The 21,486-nt window shown below is 65.2% G+C and carries 18 protein-coding genes and 1 pseudogene; 8 read left to right on the top strand and 11 right to left on the bottom strand.

The window, feature by feature from the left end; translation table 11 throughout:
• Positions 1–271: 271 nt before the first annotated feature.
• The 11 genes from AB7245_RS15020 to AB7245_RS14970 all read right to left on the bottom strand — a co-directional run bounded on the left by AB7245_RS15020 (position 272) and on the right by AB7245_RS14970 (position 12,240).
• A complete protein-coding gene (locus tag AB7245_RS15020; protein ID WP_028149896.1) occupies positions 272–1,849 on the bottom strand; it encodes a Do family serine endopeptidase in 1,578 nt (525 codons plus the stop codon).
• A 219-nt stretch (positions 1,850–2,068) separates the two neighbouring features.
• Positions 2,069–3,412 carry a methyl-accepting chemotaxis protein gene (locus AB7245_RS15015; RefSeq protein ID WP_085402744.1) on the bottom strand — a complete coding sequence of 448 codons (1,344 nt, stop codon included), beginning with the start codon at positions 3,410–3,412 and terminating at the stop codon, positions 2,069–2,071.
• A 108-nt stretch (positions 3,413–3,520) separates the two neighbouring features.
• Entirely contained in the window at positions 3,521–4,003 is a 483-nt protein-coding gene (locus AB7245_RS15010; RefSeq protein WP_135214846.1) for a cytochrome c-type biogenesis protein, read from the bottom strand.
• Between the two features lie 4 nt (positions 4,004–4,007).
• Positions 4,008–5,987, bottom strand: coding sequence for a heme lyase CcmF/NrfE family subunit (locus AB7245_RS15005; protein ID WP_439034363.1), 1,980 nt, complete (start codon positions 5,985–5,987; stop codon positions 4,008–4,010).
• Positions 5,984–6,493: a cytochrome c maturation protein CcmE gene (ccmE, locus tag AB7245_RS15000; protein ID WP_085402741.1), complete on the bottom strand. Its 510-nt coding sequence runs from the start codon at positions 6,491–6,493 to the stop codon at positions 5,984–5,986. The genes AB7245_RS15005 and ccmE overlap by 4 nt, the downstream gene beginning before the upstream one ends.
• A gap of 37 nt (positions 6,494–6,530) precedes the next feature.
• Positions 6,531–7,640, bottom strand: a complete 1,110-nt coding sequence (gene ccmI / locus AB7245_RS14995) for a c-type cytochrome biogenesis protein CcmI (RefSeq protein WP_085402787.1) — start codon at positions 7,638–7,640, stop codon at positions 6,531–6,533.
• A gap of 131 nt (positions 7,641–7,771) precedes the next feature.
• Entirely contained in the window at positions 7,772–8,041 is a 270-nt protein-coding gene (locus tag AB7245_RS14990) for a hypothetical protein (RefSeq protein ID WP_085402740.1), read from the bottom strand.
• Positions 8,042–8,140: 99 nt separating this feature from the next.
• Positions 8,141–9,544, bottom strand: coding sequence for a hypothetical protein (locus AB7245_RS14985; RefSeq protein ID WP_085402739.1), 1,404 nt, complete (start codon positions 9,542–9,544; stop codon positions 8,141–8,143).
• 161 nt (positions 9,545–9,705) lie between these two features.
• Positions 9,706–11,082: a sensor histidine kinase gene (locus AB7245_RS14980; protein WP_085402738.1), complete on the bottom strand. Its 1,377-nt coding sequence runs from the start codon at positions 11,080–11,082 to the stop codon at positions 9,706–9,708.
• Between the two features lie 92 nt (positions 11,083–11,174).
• The gene (locus AB7245_RS14975) at positions 11,175–11,849 is read right to left on the bottom strand and encodes a response regulator transcription factor (RefSeq protein ID WP_014496705.1); all 675 of its coding nucleotides are present in this window, start codon (positions 11,847–11,849) and stop codon (positions 11,175–11,177) included.
• Positions 11,850–12,084: 235 nt separating this feature from the next.
• On the bottom strand, positions 12,085–12,240 hold the full coding sequence (locus tag AB7245_RS14970) for a hypothetical protein (RefSeq protein WP_166351390.1): 156 nt from the start codon (positions 12,238–12,240) through the stop codon (positions 12,085–12,087).
• A 235-nt stretch (positions 12,241–12,475) separates the two neighbouring features.
• Here AB7245_RS14970 and AB7245_RS14965 point away from each other — a divergent pair, with 235 nt between their 5' ends.
• The 8 genes and pseudogenes from AB7245_RS14965 to AB7245_RS14930 all read left to right on the top strand — a co-directional run bounded on the left by AB7245_RS14965 (position 12,476) and on the right by AB7245_RS14930 (position 21,486).
• Positions 12,476–13,462: a non-homologous end joining protein Ku gene (locus AB7245_RS14965; protein ID WP_085402737.1), complete on the top strand. Its 987-nt coding sequence runs from the start codon at positions 12,476–12,478 to the stop codon at positions 13,460–13,462.
• 60 nt (positions 13,463–13,522) lie between these two features.
• A complete protein-coding gene (locus AB7245_RS14960; RefSeq protein ID WP_085402736.1) occupies positions 13,523–13,759 on the top strand; it encodes a hypothetical protein in 237 nt (78 codons plus the stop codon).
• Positions 13,760–13,957: 198 nt separating this feature from the next.
• Positions 13,958–14,143: a hypothetical protein gene (locus AB7245_RS14955; RefSeq protein WP_085402735.1), complete on the top strand. Its 186-nt coding sequence runs from the start codon at positions 13,958–13,960 to the stop codon at positions 14,141–14,143.
• 217 nt (positions 14,144–14,360) lie between these two features.
• The gene (locus tag AB7245_RS14950) at positions 14,361–14,525 is read left to right on the top strand and encodes a Flp family type IVb pilin (RefSeq protein ID WP_014496710.1); all 165 of its coding nucleotides are present in this window, start codon (positions 14,361–14,363) and stop codon (positions 14,523–14,525) included.
• 350 nt (positions 14,526–14,875) lie between these two features.
• Entirely contained in the window at positions 14,876–15,310 is a 435-nt protein-coding gene (locus AB7245_RS14945; protein WP_085402734.1) for a hypothetical protein, read from the top strand.
• Between the two features lie 191 nt (positions 15,311–15,501).
• Positions 15,502–17,145, top strand: a pseudogene (locus tag AB7245_RS14940) (thiamine pyrophosphate-requiring protein); the annotation flags it as partial.
• Positions 17,146–17,247: 102 nt separating this feature from the next.
• Complete coding sequence (locus AB7245_RS14935; protein WP_085402732.1) at positions 17,248–19,764, top strand: GAF domain-containing protein; 2,517 nt, start codon at positions 17,248–17,250, stop codon at positions 19,762–19,764.
• A 21-nt stretch (positions 19,765–19,785) separates the two neighbouring features.
• Positions 19,786–21,486: an alpha/beta hydrolase gene (locus AB7245_RS14930; protein WP_085402731.1), complete on the top strand. Its 1,701-nt coding sequence runs from the start codon at positions 19,786–19,788 to the stop codon at positions 21,484–21,486.

Genomic DNA, 21,486 nt, shown 5'->3' with positions numbered 1-21,486 from the left:
GCGTTCGGCGGCGGTCAAGGGGGTCAACCTTCTCTGAACATGGCGCGAGCGGCAATCGCATGCAAGCCAAGCAAACGGGACTTGGGTAGGCAAAAAGGCGGGCGGTGAAGCTGGGGGGACCTCACCGCCCTAGGCCTTCCGACGGAGGGGGGCGTAATTCCACCGGAAGGTAGGCTGGGGGAGCGGGCCTTACGCTGCTCCCCCGAAGGGCGTCGGCGGCGGGGGCGACTGATGCCGGCGACACCCCTCATCTCGTAGACCTCCTGAAGGCTTAGCCCTTGGCGATGGGCACGGCGACGAAGCGCGACTGGCCGCCGCTCTTCACGCGCATCAGGACGCTGTTCTTGTTGTCGGTCCGCGCCGTGTTGATGGCGTCGCGGACTTCGCCGGCGGTGCTCACGCTCTTGCCGCCGACTTCGAGAATGACGTCGCCTTCCTTGAAGCCGCGTTCGGCCGCGGCGCTCTTCGGATCGACTTCGGTGACCACGACACCTTCCTTGCCGGCGCCAGCCACTGAGTCGGCGGGCGCGACGGTCATGCCGAGCTTGGGCACGTCGGTGCCACGGCTCGCACCCTTGCCGCTATCCTTGTCGGTGTCGGCCTTGGCCTCGATCGTGTTCGGCAGCTGGCCGAGGGTGAGGTTCACGACCTTGTCCTGGCCCTTGTGCAGCACGTTGAGCTTCACGGTCGCGCCGGGCGCCATGCCGCCGATGGTGCGGGCAAGCTCACGGGCATCCTTGACGGATTCACCGTTGACCGAGGTGATCACGTCACCGGACTCGATGCCGGCCTTGGCCGCCGGACCGTTCGCCTGCGGCTCAGCAACCAGCGCGCCTTCGGCCTTCTTCATGCCGAGGCTGTCGGCGATGTCGGAGGTGACAGGCTGGATCTGGACGCCGATCCAGCCGCGGCTGACCGAGCCCTTGTCCTTGAGCTGGGCCACCACGCTCTTCACGGTGCTCGCGGGAATCGAGAACGCGATGCCGACGCTGCCGCCGGAGGGCGAGTAGATCGCGGTATTGACGCCCATCACCTCGCCGTTGGTGTCGAAAGCGGGACCACCGGAATTGCCCTTGTTCACGGGCGCATCGATCTGGATGAAATCGTCATAGGGACCGTTGCCGATGTCGCGGCCGCTGGCCGACACGATGCCCGCAGTCACGGTACCGCCGAGGCCGAAGGGATTGCCGACCGCGAGCACCCAGTCGCCGATCCGCGGCTTGCTGTCGGCGAGCTTGGCGAACGGGAAGTTCGAGCTGCCCTCGACCTTGATGAGGGCGAGGTCAGTGCGCTGGTCGGTGCCGATCACCTTGGCTGTATAGGTCTTGCCGTCGTCGGTCGTGACCTCGACCTTGTCGGCGCCGTCGACCACGTGGTTGTTGGTCACGGCAAAACCGTCGGCGGAGATGAAGAAGCCGGAGCCCTGGCCCTGCACAACGCGGCCGCGGCCACCCTTCTGGCCCGGGAAACCATCCGGACCGCCGAAGCGGCGGAAGAAGCGCTCCATCGGCGAGCCCGGCTGGAACGGCGAGGAGGAATCATCGCCATCGTCGTTGCTCGCGGTCTTCTCCTTGATATTGACCTTCACCGAGATCACCGACGGTTTCACGCGCTCGACGATGTCGGCGAATCCGACCGGACGCTCAACCTTCCGGACCTCGTTGTTGACCTGCGCATGCGCCGGGCTGGAGAACAGCTCGCTCGGCGAGGTCGACGGGCTGAAGCCGTGGACGGCAATCCCGAGGCCAGCGACGACCGAAGCCATCAGCGCGATCCTGCGCGCGGAGAAAACCGACCGGCGGGGCGGCCGGTAGGACGGAAGGTTCGTGAGGTCGGGACGGTCGGTCATGCAGGAATCTCCAAGGCCTTGAATTCTTTCGGTGCCGGATGGCAGCACGTTACGGACATGAAGATGGGGGCTCCCGCCTTACCGTGCGCTGGCGGCGGGGTTAAACTTTTGTAATGAAGGGTCGCGCCGTTGCGGCAGTTTATCGCACGCCGAAAGTCGTGGCCTTACAGGAACTTAATCGAGTTCCCCTGACGAGCGTAGACCACGCCTTTGGCGAGATCAGCTCGCCCTCACGCTGACGATGAATTCGTCGACTTCACGCTTCAGGGTTTCGGCCTGCTGCGACAGATCGACGGCGGAATCGCGCGCTTCGGCCGCCATGCGGCCGGTCTCCGCCGACGTCGAGGTGATCTGGACGATGTGGTTGGAGACGTCCAGCGTTCCATGCGCGGCATCCTGCGCGCTGCGGGTGATGTCCTGCGTGGCGTTGCGCTGCTGGGCGGTGTCGACCTCGATGCCCGACATGATCGACGAGATCTCCGACAGCGTCTTCGAGATGCCGTCGATCGCGCCGCGCGTCTCCGCGGTGATGCCCTGGATGCTGGCGACGTGCGAGGTGATCTCCTCCGTCGCCTTGCTGGTCTGGTGCGCGAGGCTCTTCACTTCGGAGGCAACCACGGCAAAACCCTTGCCGGCGTCCCCTGCCCGCGCCGCCTCGATGGTGGCGTTGAGCGCCAGCAGGTTGGTCTGCGAGGCGATCGCCTGCACGAGCTGCACGACCTCGCCGATCTTGTCGGCGGCATCCGACAGCGTGTGGATGGTGTCGCGGCTCTTCTCGGCCTGCGTCGCCGCGCCTTCGGCACGCTGCGTCGCGTCGGTGACGCGGCGGCTGATCGTGCCGATCGAGTTCGTCATCTCCTCGGCCGAGCCCGCGACGATCTGCACGCTGGCGCTGGCGTGGTTCGCCGCGCTCGCGACCGCATTGGCCTTGGAGCTGGTGTCGTTGGCCGTCCGTGACAGCGTTTCGGCATTGCTCTTCAGGTGCGCGGCCGAGGACGCCACGCTGTCGACCACGCTGGCAACGAGATCGTTGAAGCGCTTGATCCGGGCGTCCAGGAATTTCGACCGCTCGGCCTGATGCTGCGCTTCGTGTAATTGCTGCTCGGTGAGGCGCCGCCGCTCCAAGCCGTTTGTCTTGAACACTTCCAGTGCACCGGCGAGCAGGCCGATCTCGTTGGTAACGCCGAGGCCCGGAACAGGCGTCTCGAATTTCTGATCGGCGACCTCACGCATGGCGTGCACAATCGCCGCCAGCGGATTGAGGATGCCGTTGCGCACAGCGAACCAGGTAGTGAGGCAGATCGCGACAGCGACCACCGTGATCACGCCGCAGGCGATCAGGAAATAGGAGAATGCCGCCTGCGCCTGCTGGTAGATCAGCATTGCATGCTCGCGCGCGGGGCCGCTCAGCGCGGCGAAATCCGACGACAGGCTGGTGATCTCGTTGTTGAGGTAGAGCACCGCGACGAAGCCGGTGCCGCCGCCGATGCCCAGCAGGAACAATAATGCAGCGACGACGGCGCCGATCAGGAAGCGGATCGTCAGATTGCTGTTCGTGAACATCGCTGAGGACTCAAAAATCTGGAATTGAATTTCGCGACAAGCTTCCAGACAAAGGTCAACAGAGCATGAAACACGCTGTGGCAGACGGCCTACGTATCATTACGTAGCCTAGGACGACTTCGTCTCGTCCGACATCAAGGCGGCGAGCTGCGACTCTTCATCCGCAGTGAGCGGCGGAGCTGGTAGGTCTGCACCGCTTCGCGCGCGCCGGCGGATTTGCAGCCAGAGCGCCAGGCCGCCGCTGATCAGCAGCAGCGGCGCGAGCAGCCACAACAGCATGGTCTGCCGCTCGAAGCGCGGCTTGAGCAGCACGAACTCGCCATAGCGCGCGACCAGGAAGTCGAGCACCTGCGAATTGCTGTCGCCGGCAGCGATCCGCTCGCGCACCAGCAGCCGCAAATCGCGCGCCAGCGGCGCGTCGGAATCGTCGATCGACTGGTTCTGGCAGACCATGCAGCGCAGCTCGCGCGACAAGTCGCGGGCGCGTGCCTCCTTCACGGGATCCGACATGATCTCGTCGGGCTGCACGGCGTGGGCGGCGGGCAAAGCCAGCAGCATGAGCGCAACGATCGTGACCATCATCCGCCGCATCGGATCACTCCGCCGGCTGAAGGCGCTGCTTGGCCCGCGCCGGCTTCGGTGCGCCGACCCGCAGGCGCCGGTCGGACAGCGACAGCATGCCGCCAAAGGCCATGAGCACCGGTCCCCACCAAATCAGCAGCACCAGCGGCTTGTGATAGATGCGCACCGCAATGGCGCCATCGGCAGTCGCGTCGCCGAGGGAAACGTAGAGCTGGCTCGCGCCGCGCGTCAGCAATGCGGCCTCGGTGGTCGAGGACCCGCGCGTCGTGAAGTTGCGCTTGGACGGCGTCATGACGCTGATCTTCTCACCGTCGCGGCTGACGTTGAACTCGGCGATCATCTCGCGGAAGTTCGGCCCCTGACGCTGGGACAGGCCGTCGAGCTTGAGATCATAGCCGGCGACGTGTGCAACGTCGTTCTGCTTCATGGTCGCGATATACTCGCTGTTCCAGGTGGTCTCGCATATGATCCCGATCAGCGCGACGCCGAGGCCCGCATGGGCAAACACAGAACCCCAGGCCGAACGCGGCAGGCCGCGGGCCCGGTGCAGCGTCGTTGCGAACGGCAGGCGGAACAAACCGGTCCGTTCGGACAGATCGGTCACGGCACCGGCGATGACGAAGACTCCAAGCCCAATTGCCAATGGTGCCAGCGCACTGCCACCACGGGTCCAGGCCCAGACGATGGCGATCACAACGAGCGCGGCAACGCCCGCCGCAAGCAGCCGCTGGGTGACGCCGAGCAGATCGCCGCGCTTCCACGCCAGCATCGGCCCGAACGGCACCGCGAGCAGCAGCAACGCGAATAGCGGGGCGAAGGTGAGATTGTAGAAGGGCGCGCCGACCGATATCTTGAAGTCGAGCGCTTCCGTCGCCAGCGGATAGAGCGTGCCGAACAGCACGACCGCGCAGGCCACGCTGAGCAGAAGATTGTTCAACACCAGCGCGCCCTCGCGCGAGATCGGCGCGAACAGGCCGCCCTGCTTCAACGAGGTCGCGCGCGCTGCAAACAGCGAGAGGCTGCCGCCGATGAACAGGCAGAGGATCAGCAGAATGAACACGCCGCGCGTCGGATCGGTGGCAAAAGCGTGCACGGAGGTGATGACGCCCGAACGCACCAGGAAGGTGCCGAGCAGCGACAGCGAGAAGGTCAGGATCGACAGCAGGATGGTCCAGACCTTCAGCGCGTTGCGCTTCTCCATCACCAGCGCCGAGTGCAGCAGCGCCGTGCCGGCGAGCCACGGCATCAGCGAGGCGTTCTCGACCGGATCCCAGAACCACCAGCCGCCCCAGCCGAGCTCGTAATAGGCCCAGTACGACCCCATCGCGATGCCGAGGGTCAGGAAGATCCAGGCCACCAGCGTCCACGGCCGCACCCAGCGCGCCCAGGCCGCGTCGATCCGCCCCTCCATCAGCGCCGCGATGGCGAAGGAGAACGAGATCGAGAAGCCGACATAGCCGAGATAGAGCATCGGCGGATGCACGGCGAGGCCGATGTCCTGGAGCACCGGATTGAGATCGCGTCCCTCGATCGGCGGATTGGCGATGCGCAGGAACGGGTTCGATGTCACCAGGATGAAGAGATAGAAGGCGCTGGCGATCCAGGCCTGCACGGCCAGCACATGCGCGCGCAGCGACAGCGGCAGATTGTTACCGAAGGCGGCGACCATTCCGCCGAACAGCGCCAGGATCGACACCCACAGCAGCATCGAGCCTTCATGGTTCCCCCACACGCCGGTGATCTTGTAGATCAGCGGCTTCATCGAATGGGAGTTCTCGTAGACGTTGGCGACGGAGAAATCCGAGTTCACGTGAAGCATCACGAGCGCGATGAACGACGCACCGACGAACAGGAGTTGCGCCAGCGCGGCGGAGCGCGCCACGTTCATCAGCGCGGCATCGCGCAGACGCGCACCGATCAGCGGCACGATGGACTGGATCAGCGCCAGGCCGAGGGCCAGCACCAGCGCGTAGTGTCCGGATTCCGCGATCAACGCACTGCTCCCTGCGAGTTGCCCTGCGCGGTCGTCGCCGCGGGTTTGACGCTATCAGAAGCCTTGGCGCCGTAATCGTCCTTCCAATGCCCCTGCTTCTTCAGGGCATCGGCGACTTCCTTGGGCATGTAGGTCTCGTCGTGCTTGGCAAGCACGGTGTCGGCCTTGAACACGCCATTGGCGTCGAGCGCGCCTTCGGCCACCACGCCCTGCCCTTCACGGAACAGGTCGGGCAGGATGCCCTTGTAGGCGACCGGCAGCTTGGCGCCGCCATCGGCAACCTCGAAGGTCACGGCGAGATTATCGCCGCGCTGGAGCGAGCCGGGCTGCACTAGGCCGCCGAGACGAAACCGCTTGCCGGGCTCGACGTGCTTTTCGGCGACCATCGTCGGCGTCGAGAAGAACACGATGGAGTCGCGCAGAGCGTTGAGCACCAGCGCGGCTGCAAGCGCGAGCACCGCGAGGGAGCCGCCGATGATGGTCATACGTCGCTGCTTGCGCGTCATCGCGTATCCGTTCTCCGCTCGCCTCGTCCCGACATCGTCATCCGTCGAGCCCGAGAGTCTTGAGGCCTTCGTTGAGCTGGCGCAGCCGCGCGGCATCGTTGGCGACAGCCTGTCGGGCGTCGGTCGAAGCGCCCATTGCCCTGTCACGATCGCCCATCACGAGATAGGCGCGCACCAGGCGCAGCCAACCCTCGACATCATCGCCGTTCTGCTTCAGCCGGGTGGCCAGGCGTTCGACCATGCCGCGCACCATCGCGTTGCGATCGCCCTCGTTCATGTCCTTGGAGGCTGCGATCGTCTCGTCAGACAGCGCCGGCATCGTAGCGCCACCGCCGCCGACCCGCGCCAGCGAGGTCTGCACCAGAGGGCGCCACGGCGCATCCGCCGGCGCTTTCGCCAGCAGTGCGCGCCAGATGTTGGCGGCATCGTCCTTGCGGCCATCCTGCTCGGCGGCAAGCCCGAGGAAATAGTTCGCCTTGGGATCGTCCGCGTTCAGGCCATGCGCGCGCTCGAATTCGGTCTTGGCCTCGGCAGTCACCACGCCGCCGGCAGCAGCCGCGATCGCCTCGCCTAGATCGGCCCGGCGCTCCGAACTCTCGCCATTGTAGGTAAGCGAGTTGCGATAGGCGCGCACCGCATCGTCGAAGCGGCCGAGCCGCACCAGCACCGGCGCGAGCACGTTCCAGCCGCGCCCGTCGGTCGGATTCTTTTCCAGATGCTGCTCGACCTGCACGACGAGATTCTCGAGCGCCATGCCGGACCCGGCCCCGCGCTCCCGCTGCGCCAGGGGAAAGTCCTGGAGCCTGGGCGAGCCGAGCGGCATGTAGACGCCGATCGCAATGAGCGGCAGGCCGGCAAGCGCCAGCACAGCCGCCGCGCGGCGCCATTTGAGGCTCGATGTCGGTTCCGATACAGGCTCGCTCCCGGCCGCGGCAAGCAGCCTGCGGCTGATCTCGACACGTGCGGCCTCGGCTTCCGGCGCGGCGATCAGTCCTGCGGCGAGATCACGCTCGATCTCGGCCAGCTGGTCCTTGTAAACCGCGACCTCGCTCCCCTGATTTTGCGCGCGTCCGCTGCGGCCGAGCGGCAGAAGCACGGCGAAAATCGCCGCGACCGTCATCAGCGCGAACACGAACCATAGCGTCATCAGGCAAGCTTCCGGCGGCGCGCGAACCGCGCCCATAGGTGGCTTTACACCACGGCCGGACGATGCGGCAATTGACAATTGTCAATTCGGCGCGACCGCACACAGTCCCGAAACTGTGAAAATCCAACGGCTTAACGGATCTCGAAGTCCGCGCTTTGAGCGGCGTCCTCGCCGTGCCCGTTGAAGGCCCTCAGGAAGTATGTTCCCGGCTCGATTGCTTCAGGCAATCTGATGCGCAACGCCCCGACGGGAACGGTCGATGCGACCCTGGTGACGGTCTCAGGCAGTTGGCGGCCGCTTGCCTTCTCGATCAGCACCACCTTCGCGCCAACCATCAGCCTTTGGTATTTGGCGACAATGACGCGGTTTTCAATTTCGATGGAGCTGATAAGGGGTTTCATGCGCCCACAGATAGAAATTCCAAAATCTTGCACGGCGACCGTAGGGCCCGCCACCGGCACCGTCAACCACAAATTGTGATCACAAAAAAATGCGCTTGATCAGCTTGCCCGCGACGATTTGCGCTCGCCCGTGGCCGCGTTCTCTGCGGCGCGGCTCATCAGCGACGCGTAATCATCGCCGAACAGCACCTGGCAGAAGCGGATCGCGGCCTGCACCTGCTGCTGCCGATAGGTGCGGACCTTGTGATCGGCCGCTCGCAGCGACTGCACCAACTGCTCGGTCGAGCGTTCGACATATTGCTGGAGATCGGAATAGGTGCGCAACGTCACCTCGTTGATCGCAAGCTCGCTCGCGTAGTTGCGGCAGGTCGCGACGAAATCGATCAGCGCCGCGGTTTCCTCGACCTCGGTGCTGTCGATCCGCGCCCCCGGCGGAATGTCCTTCTCGGCGCGCTGGCGCAGGATGCGGCGAACGCGGCCGGGAACGCTGTCGATCTCCGATTGCAGCGCATTGGAGATGTCGGCCCGGATCGAGGTCAGCTGCTTGCCCCAGACGGAATCGTTGCGCAGATCGAGCTCCGTGCGAAGACCGCGCACGCCGTCATGCAGCGCCTTGAGATTGTCGGCGACGTTCTCGAAATGGCCGCGCTTGATGTCCATGCGCAGGATCGCGGCAACGCAGGACAAATCATGCAGGGCGATCGTGACGGCCACACCGTAGGGCGTGGCCGCGACGCGGATCTCGTCGTCGGACGCGGCAATCTTGATGGCGAGGCGGATGATCTGCCACGGCGCGGTCATCCGCTGCACGACCATCGACAGCGCGAAGGCCAGCATCTGCGGCGTCTGGAGCGCGGGGATGTTGAGTGTGGACGTCACAGATGCGATCTGGGCTTCGCCGAAGGTACGCAGGAAGCGCGGCAGCTTCTCGTTCAGCGTAGCGATGGCTTCCCGGACCTGAAGCACCGCTCCGATCGAATAGAGGTCCTCGATCACGTTGGGCGGGCCGACACGGGCGAGCGCGCGCGACTTGTCGCCGCCGCCGGGACCCGTCAACCCGAAGATGGCATCCGCGGCCACGGCCTGGAGCCTCGCCGCGAGGGCTTCGACCTGCCCTGCACTGTCTGAAGCCGGCATGCGCGCCAGCGCCGCCTCGAATTCGTTGACCTTGTCGGGGGCGCCATCGCGGCCGAGCCATTGCCAGATCGGATGCAATGAGGAGCGACGGATCTGGCCGACCCTGACAGGGGCGCCCGTCTCGACCAGGAACGGTTCCAGCACCTGGAACAACAGCCGCGACAGATCGTCCGTGCGCGGCGGCGCAGCCTCGTCGACTTCGGTCTTGCGGACGATCTTGCGCAGCTGCTCTAGCACGAGCGTCGCCACCGCCGTGTCCTGGCCGCGCTCGAGCGCGCGCTCGAACTCCCGCATCAGCAGCGCCTGCGACTGCGGCGGGAGCTGCGCGAGATATTCCCTCAGCCGCTCGATCGATGTCTGGCTCATGCGCCCGGGTGATGCACGATAAAATGGCAGACGTGGGATGCGTCCTGCGCGATCATAGATGGGGCCCACTTAAGAAGCCGTTTAGGAAGTCGCTCCGAAATAGCTCCGGTTTGGTCCGGATCGGTACCGGACCAGCCAAATAGTCGTGCCGGAACAAAGGATTATATTCCGGGGAGGACCAGCTCCGCCCGCAGGCCACCGGTCGGGGCGCCCGCGAGCGAGAGGCTGCCGCCATAGAGCGCGGCGAGGTCGGTCACGATGGACAGGCCGAGCCCCGAGCCGGGCTTGGACTCGTCGAGCCGCTGGCCGCGCCGGGAGACCTGGGCGCGCTCGGCCTCCGACAGGCCGCGGCCATCGTCGTCGACGATGATCCGCAGGCGCGGGCCGGCGCCCGTCTGGTGCGGCGCTTCCACCAGAACCTCGATGAAGACCTGCGAGGCCGCCCATTTGCAGGCATTGTCGACGAGATTGCCGACCATCTCCTCCAGATCTTGCCGCTCGCCGCGAAATTTTGCGGACGGATCGGCCTTGGCCTCGACCACGATGTCGCGATCGCGATGGATCTTCTCCATGGTCCGCCGCAGCGCCTCGATGACGGGCGCGACCTCCGTCACGGTCGCCACCACCGAGACGCGCGCCGCGATGCGCGCGCGCTCCAGATGATGGGCGAGCTGGTCGCGCATCACGTCCGCCTGCTCCATCACCTTGGCTGCGAACGGCTCGGTGGCGTGCGTGCCGGCCTCATTCACGATCACCGAGAGCGGCGTCTTGATCGCATGGGCGAGATTGCCGACATGGGTGCGCGCGCGCTCGACGATCTCGCGATTGGCATCGATCAGCGCGTTGGTCTCGCGCGCCAACGGCGCGATCTCGACCGGGAATTCACCTTCGAGCCGCTCCGCCCGCCCCGAGCGGATGTCGGCGATAGATTCCGAGATGCGCTTGAGCGGCGCAAGACCGAACCTCACCTGGAACACCGTGGTCAGCAGCAGCACGATGCCGAGCGCGGTGAAGGTGCCGCCGAGGTAGTAGTCGAAGCTCCGCGTCTCGTCGAAAATCTCGGTGTCGTCGCCGGCGACGCTGACCAGATATTTGCCGTCCGCGCCGAGATCGACCGGCCGCTCCACCATGCGGAGATTCTGTCCCTCCGGCCCGTCGACATAGGCGAGGCGAATGCCGGCGGCGGTGAGCTCGGTGCCCTGCTCCTCCAGCTTCGGCAGCTTCTTGTCCCAGAGCGAGCGCGACGAGCGCACCTCCGGCTTCTCGGTATCGGTCCGCGTGATCTGCCAGTACCAGCCCGACAGCGGCAGCTCGAACAGGGGCTCGCCGAGCGACTGGAACTGACGATCCGGCGGCTCGTCGGGGGTTGCGACCTCGGCGATGAGGGTGCGCAGATAGAGATTGAGCCGGCGGTCGAAGGCGCGCTCGGTGGCGCTCTTGTAGACCGACGACAGCACCACCCCGGTGATGGCCAGGATCACCACGAGCCACGCCGTCGCCGACAGGAACAGGCGATTGGCAAGCGAGCTAGCGGCCATCGGAAGGATCCCGGCAGGCGCAGGGGGGCGGGGCGTCGGACGTCATGACCGGACCAAGGCCCCTGTTCGGCCGGCCGTCAAGTCCTGACGCCTCAAGCGCCGGGAGCAGGCGGCGGGGTCAGGAGATAGCCGAGGCCGCGGACGGTCTGGATGATGTCGACGTCGAGCTTCTTGCGGATGCGGCCGACGAAAACCTCGATGGTGTTGGAGTCGCGGTCGAAGTCCTGGTCGTAGAGGTGCTCGACCAGCTCGGTGCGGGACACGACGCGCCCCGAATGGTGCATCAGGTAGGCCAGAAGCCGATATTCGTGCGAGGTCATCTTGACGGGATTGCCGGAGACGCTGACCCGCCCGGTCCTGGTGTCGAGCGTGACGGGGCCGCAACTCAATTCGCTCTGGGCATGGCCGGTGGAGCGGCGCAGCAGCGCGCGGATGCGCGCCAGCACCTCCTCCAGATGGAACGGCTTCGGCACGTAATCGTCGGCGCCGGCATCGAACCCCTGGACCTTGTCGCTCCAGCGGTCACGCGCGGTGAGGATCAGGACCGGCATGGTGCGGCCGTTGCGGCGCCAGGCTTCCAGCACCGAGATGCCGTCCTTCTTCGGCAGGCCGATGTCGAGCACAACGGCATCGTAGGGCTCATTATCGCCGAGATAATGCCCCTCCTCGCCGTCGAAGGCACGGTCGACGACGTAGCCGGCGTCGGTCAGCGCCTTGGTGAGCTGCCGATTGAGATCGGGGTCGTCCTCAACAACAAGCAGGCGCACGCTTCTCTCCAGAAATAGACTGCACAATCGATCGCCAGAGATGAGCAATTCCGGCGTGAACTGAATATGAACACGGGGAACCGGCCGCGTTACTTTTTGGTCATATAGAGCTTCTCAAGCGCCGACGCGACGGCGCCCGCCAGGCAGCCACCGGACGAGCCGGCGGGCGTGGCGGGCGCAATGTGCCGCGTTACGCGGCGAGTCGGAAGGTCCGAACCGTCCCGTCGATCGGCCGTCAGGTCCGGAAGAACACGAACCAGATGACGGCAAGGATCAGGATCGCGAGCCCGGTCGAGATGGTAAGCAGCGCCGCCACTGACGGCCCGGGTTCGCCCTGACGCGCCTCGGTGGCGGTTTCGACGATCTGATCGTGCTCTCGCGTGGCTGCCATAATGCCCTCAATCTCTGGATGTCGGCTGCGGTGGTCGCGACCTCCTCGCGGCCTGATGTCTTGAGCCAACGCGTGATTGGATATGATGTTCCGGTTTTTGCCGCTGCATCGGGCTGCAACCGCGCGCCGGGCGGCCGGTTAACGCAGTTGCAAGATTCCGCAATCCGCCTTGCTATGATTCGTTGTTCCCCGATGGTATCCTCGTCCTCTGTCCCCGTTGCGTTTGGAGTAGCCCATGGCCCCCCGCGCCAATTGGAAGGGTTTTCTGCGTCTGTCGCTCGTGACCTGCCCGGTCGCGCTGTATCCGGCCACTTCGGATACCGAGAAGGTCTCGTTCAACCAGATCAACCGCAAGACCGGCCACCGGATCAAGTACCTCAAGGTCGACGCCGAGACCGGCGACGAGGTGACCTCCGAGGACATCGTCAAGGGCTACAAGGTCGACACCGACACCTATATCGAGGTCACCAAGGACGAACTCGACGACATCGCGCTGGACTCCACGCACACGATCGAGATCGACGAGTTCGTGCCGAAGACCGATATCGACAGCCGCTATTTGATCCGCCCTTACTATCTCGTGCCTGACGGCAAGGTCGGCCACGACGCCTTCGCGGTGATCCGCGAGACCATCCGCAGCATGGACAAGGTCGCGATCGGCCGCGTCGTGCTGACCAACCGCGAGCACATCATCGCGCTGGAGCCGCTCGAGAGCGGCCTGATGGGCACGCTGCTCCGCTATCCCTACGAGGTCCGCAGCGAGAAGGAATATTTCGACGACATCCAGGACGTGAAGCTGACCAGGGACATGCTCGACCTTGCCAAGCACATCGTCGAAAAGAAATCCGGCGCGTTCGAGCCCGAGCTGTTCGAGGACCATTACGAGACGGCGCTGATCGACCTCATCAACAAGAAGCGCAGCGGTGCACCGATCGCGGCGAAGGCCGCGCCGAAGACCGGCGGCAACGTCATCAACCTGATGGACGCGCTGAAGAAGAGCATCGCCAGCGAGAAGGACATGGCGCCCGCGGCCAAGGCCGCCAAGGAGCCCGTCAGGGAGACCGTCAAGGGCAAGAAGCCGAAGAAGCGCGTCGAGGGCCAGCGCGAGATGCTGCTGCCGATCACCGGCAAGGGCGGCAAGACTGCAGCAGCCAAGGAAGCGCCGCCCAAGAAGGCCGACAAGCCGGTGCGCGCGCCGGCGCGGGCGAAGAAGGCCGGTTAGACGCAATCCGCGTCTGCCATCGCGCCGTGATGTCTCCCCTCGCCGATCGGCCGGCCTGACATGCCCTGGTCGACGGCGTTCGACGATCCTGTTCGCGTAAGCCACAAGCGCAAGCTGCTGACGCTGCAAGACGCGGCGGACTACATCATGCAGCTGCCTGAAGACTTGCAGCACGAGACGCACTGGCAGACCGCCATCGAGACCTTGATCAACGCAGCCGAGACAGGCGGCGGCTGGGTAATGTTCGCCCGCATCGCGATGTTGCGGGCGCTGAATGCGGACGGCCGCGGCCGATGAGCGCCTTGGTTGTCGTCCCTGGTAGTCATCCCGGGCAGGCATCCGTGCCGACCGTGACGAACAGGCTCAACAAACCGTTAATCGGCGCCCTCGTGTCCAGCACGACAGGGTATTCCTACGGGCGACAAAATTAACCGTTGGTTCCCCTTATGCGCAGCATGGTTCCGGCTCCGATCGAGCCAAGGTTCGCGTGCCCCCGTGCAGCAGGACGTCAGAAAGAACTACATCAGCATCGTGAACGACGCGCCTGATCACGAGCAGGCGGCGAGCACCGCGCCGCGGCCGCAGCCGCAGCCGGGCACGATGAAGGACTTCGTCGGCCGTCTCGCGACCGTGCTGAAGCGCCGCCTCCCCGCCGCACCGGGCCCGACCATCACGCCCTGACAGACACCGCGGCTTCCGCGCGTCCTTGCGGAGGGCGGTCGATTTGAATCCATTTGGATGGATCGATGGAACCTTAATTTAATGGATGCCATCGTATGTGACGGAGGCGCGGCCGCCCGGGCTTCATTCTTCCGTCGCGCAGAAAAATCTATTCGATCTATTTACCAGTCCGAAAACGACGCTGCCACACATTGGATCGGATGAAGAGGAGTTGGCAATGACTTTGCTTAGGTCTTTCCTTGCCGATGAGACTGGCGCAACCGCCATCGAATACGGCCTGATTGCCGCCGGCATTGCGCTGGCGATCGTGACCGTCGTGAACAACACGGGCAGCCAGCTCCTCAACAACAAGTTCAACTCGATCAGCTCGTCGCTGAAGTAACGGCCGCCTCGTAACGGCCGCCCTGGCCTGAGGCGACGTCCCTGCACGCGCCGGCTCGGGTGCGGCCGTCAGCGCATGCTCCTTCCGCGATCTCGTCATTGCGAGCGCAGCGAAGCAATCCAGAGTCCTCCCGCGGAGGAATTCTGGATTACCTCGCTGCGCTCGCAATGACGGTGGGTGGCCCGTAAAGCACTCAAAATCGTGTCCCGGACGCTACGCAACGTCCTTCAAGCAACCACATCCTCGCGCTCCCGCGCTTTGACGGCCTTTTGAGTCCTGATAGTCTTCGGCCCGGCGTGGTTCGACGGGCCATGCTCAATCATTGGGCCAGAGCGATTTGAAGGATTCGGATGAGAAGCGCGACGGTCTTGGCTCTCAGCCTCATGTTTGTCGGCGCCTGGTCGCACGACAGCGCGAGAGGACAGACTTCGGTCGCGCCTCCGGTTTCGCTTGCCCCGCCCAATGCATCGCCACCGCGCGCGAGCGCCAAAACTTCCAGAATTCCGCCGGCGACATCCGGCAGGGAGGCTTCGCCCCCTGTGATCGGCGGGCCTCCGCCGATGCCTAATCCGGCCGCCGACTACGATGGCTTCAGCGTAGGCACCGTCGACGACAATGACGCCTCAAGCCAGGTGACGCCGCCCGTGAGGTCACGCGCAGCAAAGGGCGCCAAGTCCAATTCCACGTCCAATCCCGATACAAATGGCCTCGGCGGCCAGTCATCGGTCGATCAGGAAGACGAGGCGCTGAAACGAAAGCTGACGATCTGCAAAAACTGCAAGTAGGACGTTTGTAGCCCGGATTGCGCTTCCGCCTTCGCTCTTCGAGCTACGGCGGACAAGTCGCCCTATCCAGGCTACGGCAGCTCGCTGCATGGCTGACCTACCGCGCCCGTCGCCCACCCGTGCTTTACCCTCCTGCAAATTCCTGATCCTCTCTCCCCAATCGGCCGGAGCAACCGGCCAAGCCTGAGGAGAGAGACGCCATGAAGCTCGGCACCGCCATTGCGGAAATCATGAAGCGCGAGGGGATCGAGATCCTCTGCGGCTATCCGGTCAACCATCTGATCGAGCACGCGGCCAAGGCCGAGATCCGGCCGGTGATGGTGCGGCAGGAGCGCGTCGGGGTGCACATGGCGGACGCGATCTCGCGGGTGACGTCGGGGCGATCGATCGGCGCGTTCTGCATGCAGCACGGGCCGGGCGCCGAAAACGCGATGGGCGGCGTTGCGCAATGCTACGGCGAATCCGTGCCCGTGCTGGTGCTGCCGATGGGCTATCAGCGCAGGCTTGCGCATATCGAGCCGAACTTCAATTCCAGCGAGGCGATGAAGGCGTTTTCGAAATCGTCCGAGCCGATCATCCTGGCTGCGGAGGTCACCAACATTTTTCGCCGTGCCTTCACCAAGCTCAAGAACGGCCGCGGCGGGCCCGTCATCGTCGAGATCCCCGCCGACATGTGGAACGAGGAGGTGCCGGAGCCGCTGAACTACACGCCGGTGCTGCGCACGCGCTACGGCGCCGATCCTGTTCATGTGAAGGAGGCAGCAGCTCTGCTCGTCAACGCGAAGCGTCCCGTGATCTATGCCGGCCAGGGCGTGCACTACGCGCAGGCCTGGCCGCAATTGAAGCGGCTCGCCGAGCGGCTCGCCATTCCCGTCACCACCAGTTTAGGGGGCAAATCATCGTTCCCGGAAACGCATCCGCTATCGCTCGGCTCGGGCGGCCTCGCGGTGCCGCGCGCGGTCCCCAAATTCCTCGCTGAGGCCGACGTCATCTTCGGCATCGGCTGCTCGTTCACGGAAACCAGTTTCGGCGTCGCGATGCCGAAGGGCAAGACCATCATCCACTCCACGCTCGATCCGAACCATCTCAACAAGGATGTGGAAGCCAAGGTCGGCCTCGTCGGCGATGCCGGCCTCGTGCTCGATGCGCTGCTGGAGGAGATCGGCAAGACCGTCACGAAGGATCGCGATGCATCAGCGGTCGCGGCCGAGATCGCCGCTTCGCACAAGGAGTGGCTGGCGAAATGGATGCCAAAACTCACCAGCAATGACGCGCCGCTCAGCCCCTATCGCGTGCTCTGGGACCTCCAGCACACCGTCGATATCAAGAACACCATCATCACCCACGATGCCGGCAGTCCGCGCGACCAGCTCTCGCCGTTCTGGAAGGCGGTCGAGCCCCTCACCTATCTCGGCTGGGGCAAGACGACGCAGCTCGGCTACGGCCTTGGGCTCGCGATGGGCGCAAAACTCGCAAAGCCCGACAAGCTCTGCATCAATGTCTGGGGCGACGCGGCCATCGGTTTCACCGGCATGGATTTCGAGACCGCGGTGCGCGAGCGCATCCCGATCATGTCGATCCTGCTGAACAATTTCTCGATGGCGATCGAACTGAAGGTGATGCCGATCTCGACCGAGAAATATCGCTCGACCGACATCTCCGGCGACTATGCCGCAATGGCGCGCGCCTTTGGCGGCCATGGCGAGCGGGTGACGCGGCCGGAGGACATCATCCCCGCGATCAAGCGCGGCATCCAGAAGACGAAGGAAGGCGTGCCGGTGCTGCTGGAGTTCATCACCAGCAAGGAGACCGAGGTGTCGCGGCCGGGCACGTGAGCCGTTTGCACCAAGGCGGGGGCACGGCGCTGGCTCCGGCCGCAGGAGATGTGATAATCGGGCTTGGTACCGCGTACGTCGCGGCGCTTAGCCGGATTATCAATGACCGCGCCTCCCCAGGACAAGGCCGCCGAGCTCGAACGGCAATTGCGATCCCAAGCGGGCGAGAATGCCCGCCTGCGAGCCGAGCTTGCCATTGCGCGCGACCGCCAGAACGCCAGCATGGAGATCCTGCGCACCATCGCCAACTCCTCGGGCGATGCGGAGAGCTCGCTGCAACAGATCGCGGAAGCGACCATGCATCTGTTCGGCGCGCCGAGCGCCACCATTCACATTGCGGAAGGCGACGGGTGGTCCAGGGTGATCCGGGTCGGCGACAGCTCCATGCGCGTCGGCGCCGGCGTGCCGCTCGCCCAGCTCAAGATCGGCGGCCGCAACATGCCCGGCACCATCGTGGCCGAGAACCGGCAGGTTCATGTTCCCGATCTCGACAATGTCGATCCGGCCATCGCCGACTGGCCCGGCATGCCTCACGCTCGCGCCGCCGGCACGCGTTCGATGTCCGGCTCGCCGCTGCGGCTTGAAGGCAAGGCGATCGGCGCGTTAATCGTCTACCGCGACCGCCTCGCGCCCTTCACCGATGATGAGATGGCGCTGCAACAGAGCTTTGCCGACCAGGCCGCGATCGCGATCGAGAACGCGCGCCTGTTCAACGAGACGCGGGAATCACTGGAACGGCAGACCGCGACCGCCGACATTCTGAAAGTGCTGGCGAGTTCGCCCTCCGACGTGCAGCCGGTGTTCGACGCCGTCGCCGCCAACGCCAACCGGCTGATCGGCGGCTTCTCCACCGCGGTGCTGCGCTATGTCGACGGCGCCGCGCACCTCGTGGCATTCACGCCGGGCGATCCGGCCGGCGACCGCGTGCTCCAGGCCTCGTTTCCGGTGCCGTTCGCGCAGTTCCCGGCGTACCAGCTCACGGCCCATGGTGAATCGGCGCAGCTGCCGGATACCGAGCTCGAGCCGGCGGCACGCGACATCGCGCGCGCCCGCGGCTTTCGCAGCATGCTGTTCACGCCGCTGATGAGCGAGGGCGAGGCCAAAGGCGTCATCATCGCCACGCGGCGGACGACCGGCGCATTCGCCGAGCATCATGTGCGGCTGCTGCAGACTTTCGCCGACCAGGCGGTGATCGCGGTCAAGAATGTCAGCCTGTTCAACGCCACCCGGGAAGCGCTGGAGCGGCAGACCGCGACCGCGGACATCCTCAAGGTGATCGCGGCCTCGCCCGCCGACGTCACGCCGGTGTTCCAGGCCATCTCCGACAGTGCCAAGGCGCTGGTCGGCGGACATTCCTCCACCGTCACCCGCGTCATCAACGGCATGCTGCATCTGGCCGCCTTCACCACCGACAACGAGGCCGGCAACGCGGAGCTGCGTAGCTCGTTCCCGGCGCCGCTTGCGGCATCCGGCATTCACAGCCGGGTGGCGACGAGTGGTGACTACGCCTTCCGTAGCGACATGCAGAACGAGCCCGACCTCACGGAGGCCATGCGGGAGCTGGCGCGGACGCGCGGCTATCGCAGCATCCTCGTGATTCCGATGTTGCGCGATGGCATTGCGATCGGAACCATCGGCGTGACGCGCCGCGAGGCCGGCCCTTTCCCGGACAAGGCGATCAGCCTGCTCAAGACCTTTGCCGACCAGGCCGTGATCGCGGTCGAGAACACCCGCCTGTTCAACGAAGTGCAGGACCGCACGCGGGAGCTCGCCAGATCGCTCGACGATTTGCGCGCGGCGCAAGACCGTCTGGTCCAGACCGAAAAGCTGGCCTCGCTCGGCCAGCTCACCGCCGGCATCGCGCACGAGATCAAGAACCCGCTCAACTTCGTCAACAATTTCGCCTCGCTCTCGGCCGAGCTGACCGACGAGCTGAACGAGGTGCTTGCGCCCGTCCCGCTCGCCGACGATCTGCGCGCGGAGGTGGACGAGCTGACCGGGCTGCTGAGGGACAATCTTGGAAAGGTCGTGCAGCACGGAAGGCGCGCCGATTCCATCGTCAAGAACATGCTGCTGCATTCGCGCGAGGGCGGCGGCGAGCATCGGCTCAGCGACATCAACGCGCTGGTCGAGGAGAGTCTCAACCTCGCCTATCACGGCGCGCGTGCCGAGAAGCCGCTCTTCGACGTGACGCTGAAGAGCGAGCTCGACCCGGCGGCAGGTTCGGCGGAGGTGTTTCCGCAGGAGATTTCCCGGGTGCTCTTGAACCTGATCTCGAACGGGTTCTATGCGGTGACCAGGCGCCAGATGGGCAGCGGCGCCGCCGGTTACGAGCCGGTGGTGATCGCCGCGACCCGCGACCGCGGCGACAGCATCGAGATCCGCATCCGCGACAACGGCACCGGCATTCCGGAAGACGTGAAGGCGAAGATGTTTAATCCGTTCTTCACCACCAAGCCGGCCGGCGAAGGTACCGGTCTCGGGCTGTCGATGAGCCACGACATCATCGTGAAGCAGCACGGCGGCACGATCGACGTCACGACAGAGCCCGGCGCGTTCACGGAGTTCACGATCCTGTTGCCGCGAAAGAGCAGCTTTCCGGACACGACCGGAGGATAGCGTGGCTCGGGAGGTGCTTTCATGAATCCAGCTCGGTTCATTCGGCGACAATTGCTGTCGCTGTCCGGCGTCGGCCTCATGCTGGGTGCGCTGTTCTTCGCTGCCGCGCTGACGCCGACGCTGATCCCGCGCAGCTATCTCACGCAAGGCGCCCTCGCCGGCGGTTGCTTTGCGATCGGCTATTTCGCCGGAATCCTGTGGCGCCGGCTGTGGCACTATCTCGAACTGCCCGAGCCTTCGGCGCGCGCAAGATCAGTTGCGAATGCGCTTGTCGCAGTCGGGTGCTTGCTCGTCGTCATCCTCGCCCTCGCGCGCACCGCCGAATGGCAGAACTCGATCCGCACCGTGATGAAGATGGCGCCGGTGGAGACCGCCCATCCGCTCAAGGTCTGCGCCATCGCCCTGATCACGTTCGTCGTGCTATTGGCGCTGGGGCGGCTGTTCGCGCTTGTCGCCCGCTTTCTCGCCGCGCGCACACGACGCCTCGTTCCGCGGAAGGTCGCGAACGTGATCGGCGTGCTCGTCGCAGCCCTGCTGTTCTGGTCGATCGCCAGCAATGTCCTGATCCGCACGGCGTTCAACGCACTCGATTCCTCCTTCCGCGAACTCGATGTTCTGTTCGAGCCGGAGCGGCCGCAGCCAACCGCAGCCGACCGGACGGGAAGCCCGGCATCGCTGGTGAAGTGGACGGAGCTCGGGCGCATGGGGCGCCGGTTCATCGCCTCAAGCCCGACCGCAGCCGAGATCAGCGCCGTCACGGAAAGGCCCGCGCAGAATCCCGTGCGCGTCTATGTGGGGCTCGGCAGCCGCAACACCGCGCAAGCGCGCGCCAGGCTCGCGCTCGAGGAGCTCAAGCGCCAGCACGGCTTCGACCGCAAAATCCTGATCGTCATCACGCCGACCGGCACTGGCTGGATCGATCCGGCCGCGATGGATACGGTCGAATATCTCCACCATGGCGATGTCGCGAGCGTCGCGATGCAGTACTCCTATCTCAACAGCCCGCTGTCGCTGCTGTTTCAGCCCGAATACGGCGCAGAGGCGTCGCGCGCGTTGTTCGCGGAGATCTACGGCTACTGGACGACGCTGCCGAAGGACAAGCGGCCGATGCTGTATTTGCACGGACTGAGCCTCGGCGCCATGAACTCGGAGAAATCCGCGGAGCTGTTCGAGACGATCGGGGATCCCATTGGCGGCGCGCTGTGGAGCGGGGCGCCATTCGAGAGCCGCATCTGGCGCTCGGTCACTGCGAACCGCAATCCGGGATCGCCGGCCTGGCTCCCGGAATTCCGCGACGGCCGCCTCGTCCGCTTCATGAACCAGAATGGACCGACGGTGCCGCCGGATACGCCCTGGGGGCCGATGCGCGTCGTCTATCTGCAATATGCCAGCGACGCGATCACCTTCTTCGCCTACCGCGACGCCTATCAGGCGCCGGACTGGATGAATGCACCGCGCGGGCCGGACGTGTCGCCGGAGCTGCGATGGTATCCTGTCGTGACGATGCTGCAGCTCGCCCTCGACATGGCGGTCGCGACCGCGACGCCGATGGGCTTTGGCCATGTCTACGCGCCCGAGCATTACGTCGATGCCTGGGTTGCGGTGACAGATGTGAATGATTGGTCCGCCGAAGCACTCGCGAAGCTCAAGGAACAGCTCGCGGCGAAGGCGCGAAAGACGAGCGCAGGTGATGCCGACGACGATCCCGATCGCGGCGGCTAA

It is taken from the genome of Bradyrhizobium sp. 604_D8_N2_3, from assembly GCF_051810765.1.
Classification (GTDB): domain Bacteria; phylum Pseudomonadota; class Alphaproteobacteria; order Rhizobiales; family Xanthobacteraceae; genus Bradyrhizobium; species Bradyrhizobium barranii.
Note: the sequence above shows the minus strand (reverse complement) of the source record. Positions and strands in the feature narration are given on the sequence as shown.

Excerpts from the sequence above, each read along its gene's own strand:
- AB7245_RS15020 (WP_028149896.1), bottom strand. The coding sequence starts at position 1,849 with ATGACCGACCGTCCCGACCTCACGAACCTTCCGTCCTACCGGCCGCCC.
- AB7245_RS15015 (WP_085402744.1), bottom strand. The coding sequence starts at position 3,412 with ATGTTCACGAACAGCAATCTGACGATCCGCTTCCTGATCGGCGCCGTC.
- AB7245_RS15010 (WP_135214846.1), bottom strand. The coding sequence starts at position 4,003 with ATGCGGCGGATGATGGTCACGATCGTTGCGCTCATGCTGCTGGCTTTG.
- ccmE (WP_085402741.1), bottom strand. The coding sequence starts at position 6,493 with ATGACGCGCAAGCAGCGACGTATGACCATCATCGGCGGCTCCCTCGCG.
- ccmI (WP_085402787.1), bottom strand. The coding sequence starts at position 7,640 with ATGACGCTATGGTTCGTGTTCGCGCTGATGACGGTCGCGGCGATTTTC.
- AB7245_RS14990 (WP_085402740.1), bottom strand. The coding sequence starts at position 8,041 with ATGAAACCCCTTATCAGCTCCATCGAAATTGAAAACCGCGTCATTGTC.
- AB7245_RS14985 (WP_085402739.1), bottom strand. The coding sequence starts at position 9,544 with ATGAGCCAGACATCGATCGAGCGGCTGAGGGAATATCTCGCGCAGCTC.
- AB7245_RS14980 (WP_085402738.1), bottom strand. The coding sequence starts at position 11,082 with ATGGCCGCTAGCTCGCTTGCCAATCGCCTGTTCCTGTCGGCGACGGCG.
- AB7245_RS14970 (WP_166351390.1), bottom strand. The coding sequence starts at position 12,240 with ATGGCAGCCACGCGAGAGCACGATCAGATCGTCGAAACCGCCACCGAG.
- AB7245_RS14965 (WP_085402737.1), top strand. The coding sequence starts at position 12,476 with ATGGCCCCCCGCGCCAATTGGAAGGGTTTTCTGCGTCTGTCGCTCGTG.
- AB7245_RS14960 (WP_085402736.1), top strand. The coding sequence starts at position 13,523 with ATGCCCTGGTCGACGGCGTTCGACGATCCTGTTCGCGTAAGCCACAAG.
- AB7245_RS14950 (WP_014496710.1), top strand. The coding sequence starts at position 14,361 with ATGACTTTGCTTAGGTCTTTCCTTGCCGATGAGACTGGCGCAACCGCC.
- AB7245_RS14945 (WP_085402734.1), top strand. The coding sequence starts at position 14,876 with ATGAGAAGCGCGACGGTCTTGGCTCTCAGCCTCATGTTTGTCGGCGCC.
- AB7245_RS14935 (WP_085402732.1), top strand. The coding sequence starts at position 17,248 with ATGACCGCGCCTCCCCAGGACAAGGCCGCCGAGCTCGAACGGCAATTG.
- AB7245_RS14930 (WP_085402731.1), top strand. The coding sequence starts at position 19,786 with ATGAATCCAGCTCGGTTCATTCGGCGACAATTGCTGTCGCTGTCCGGC.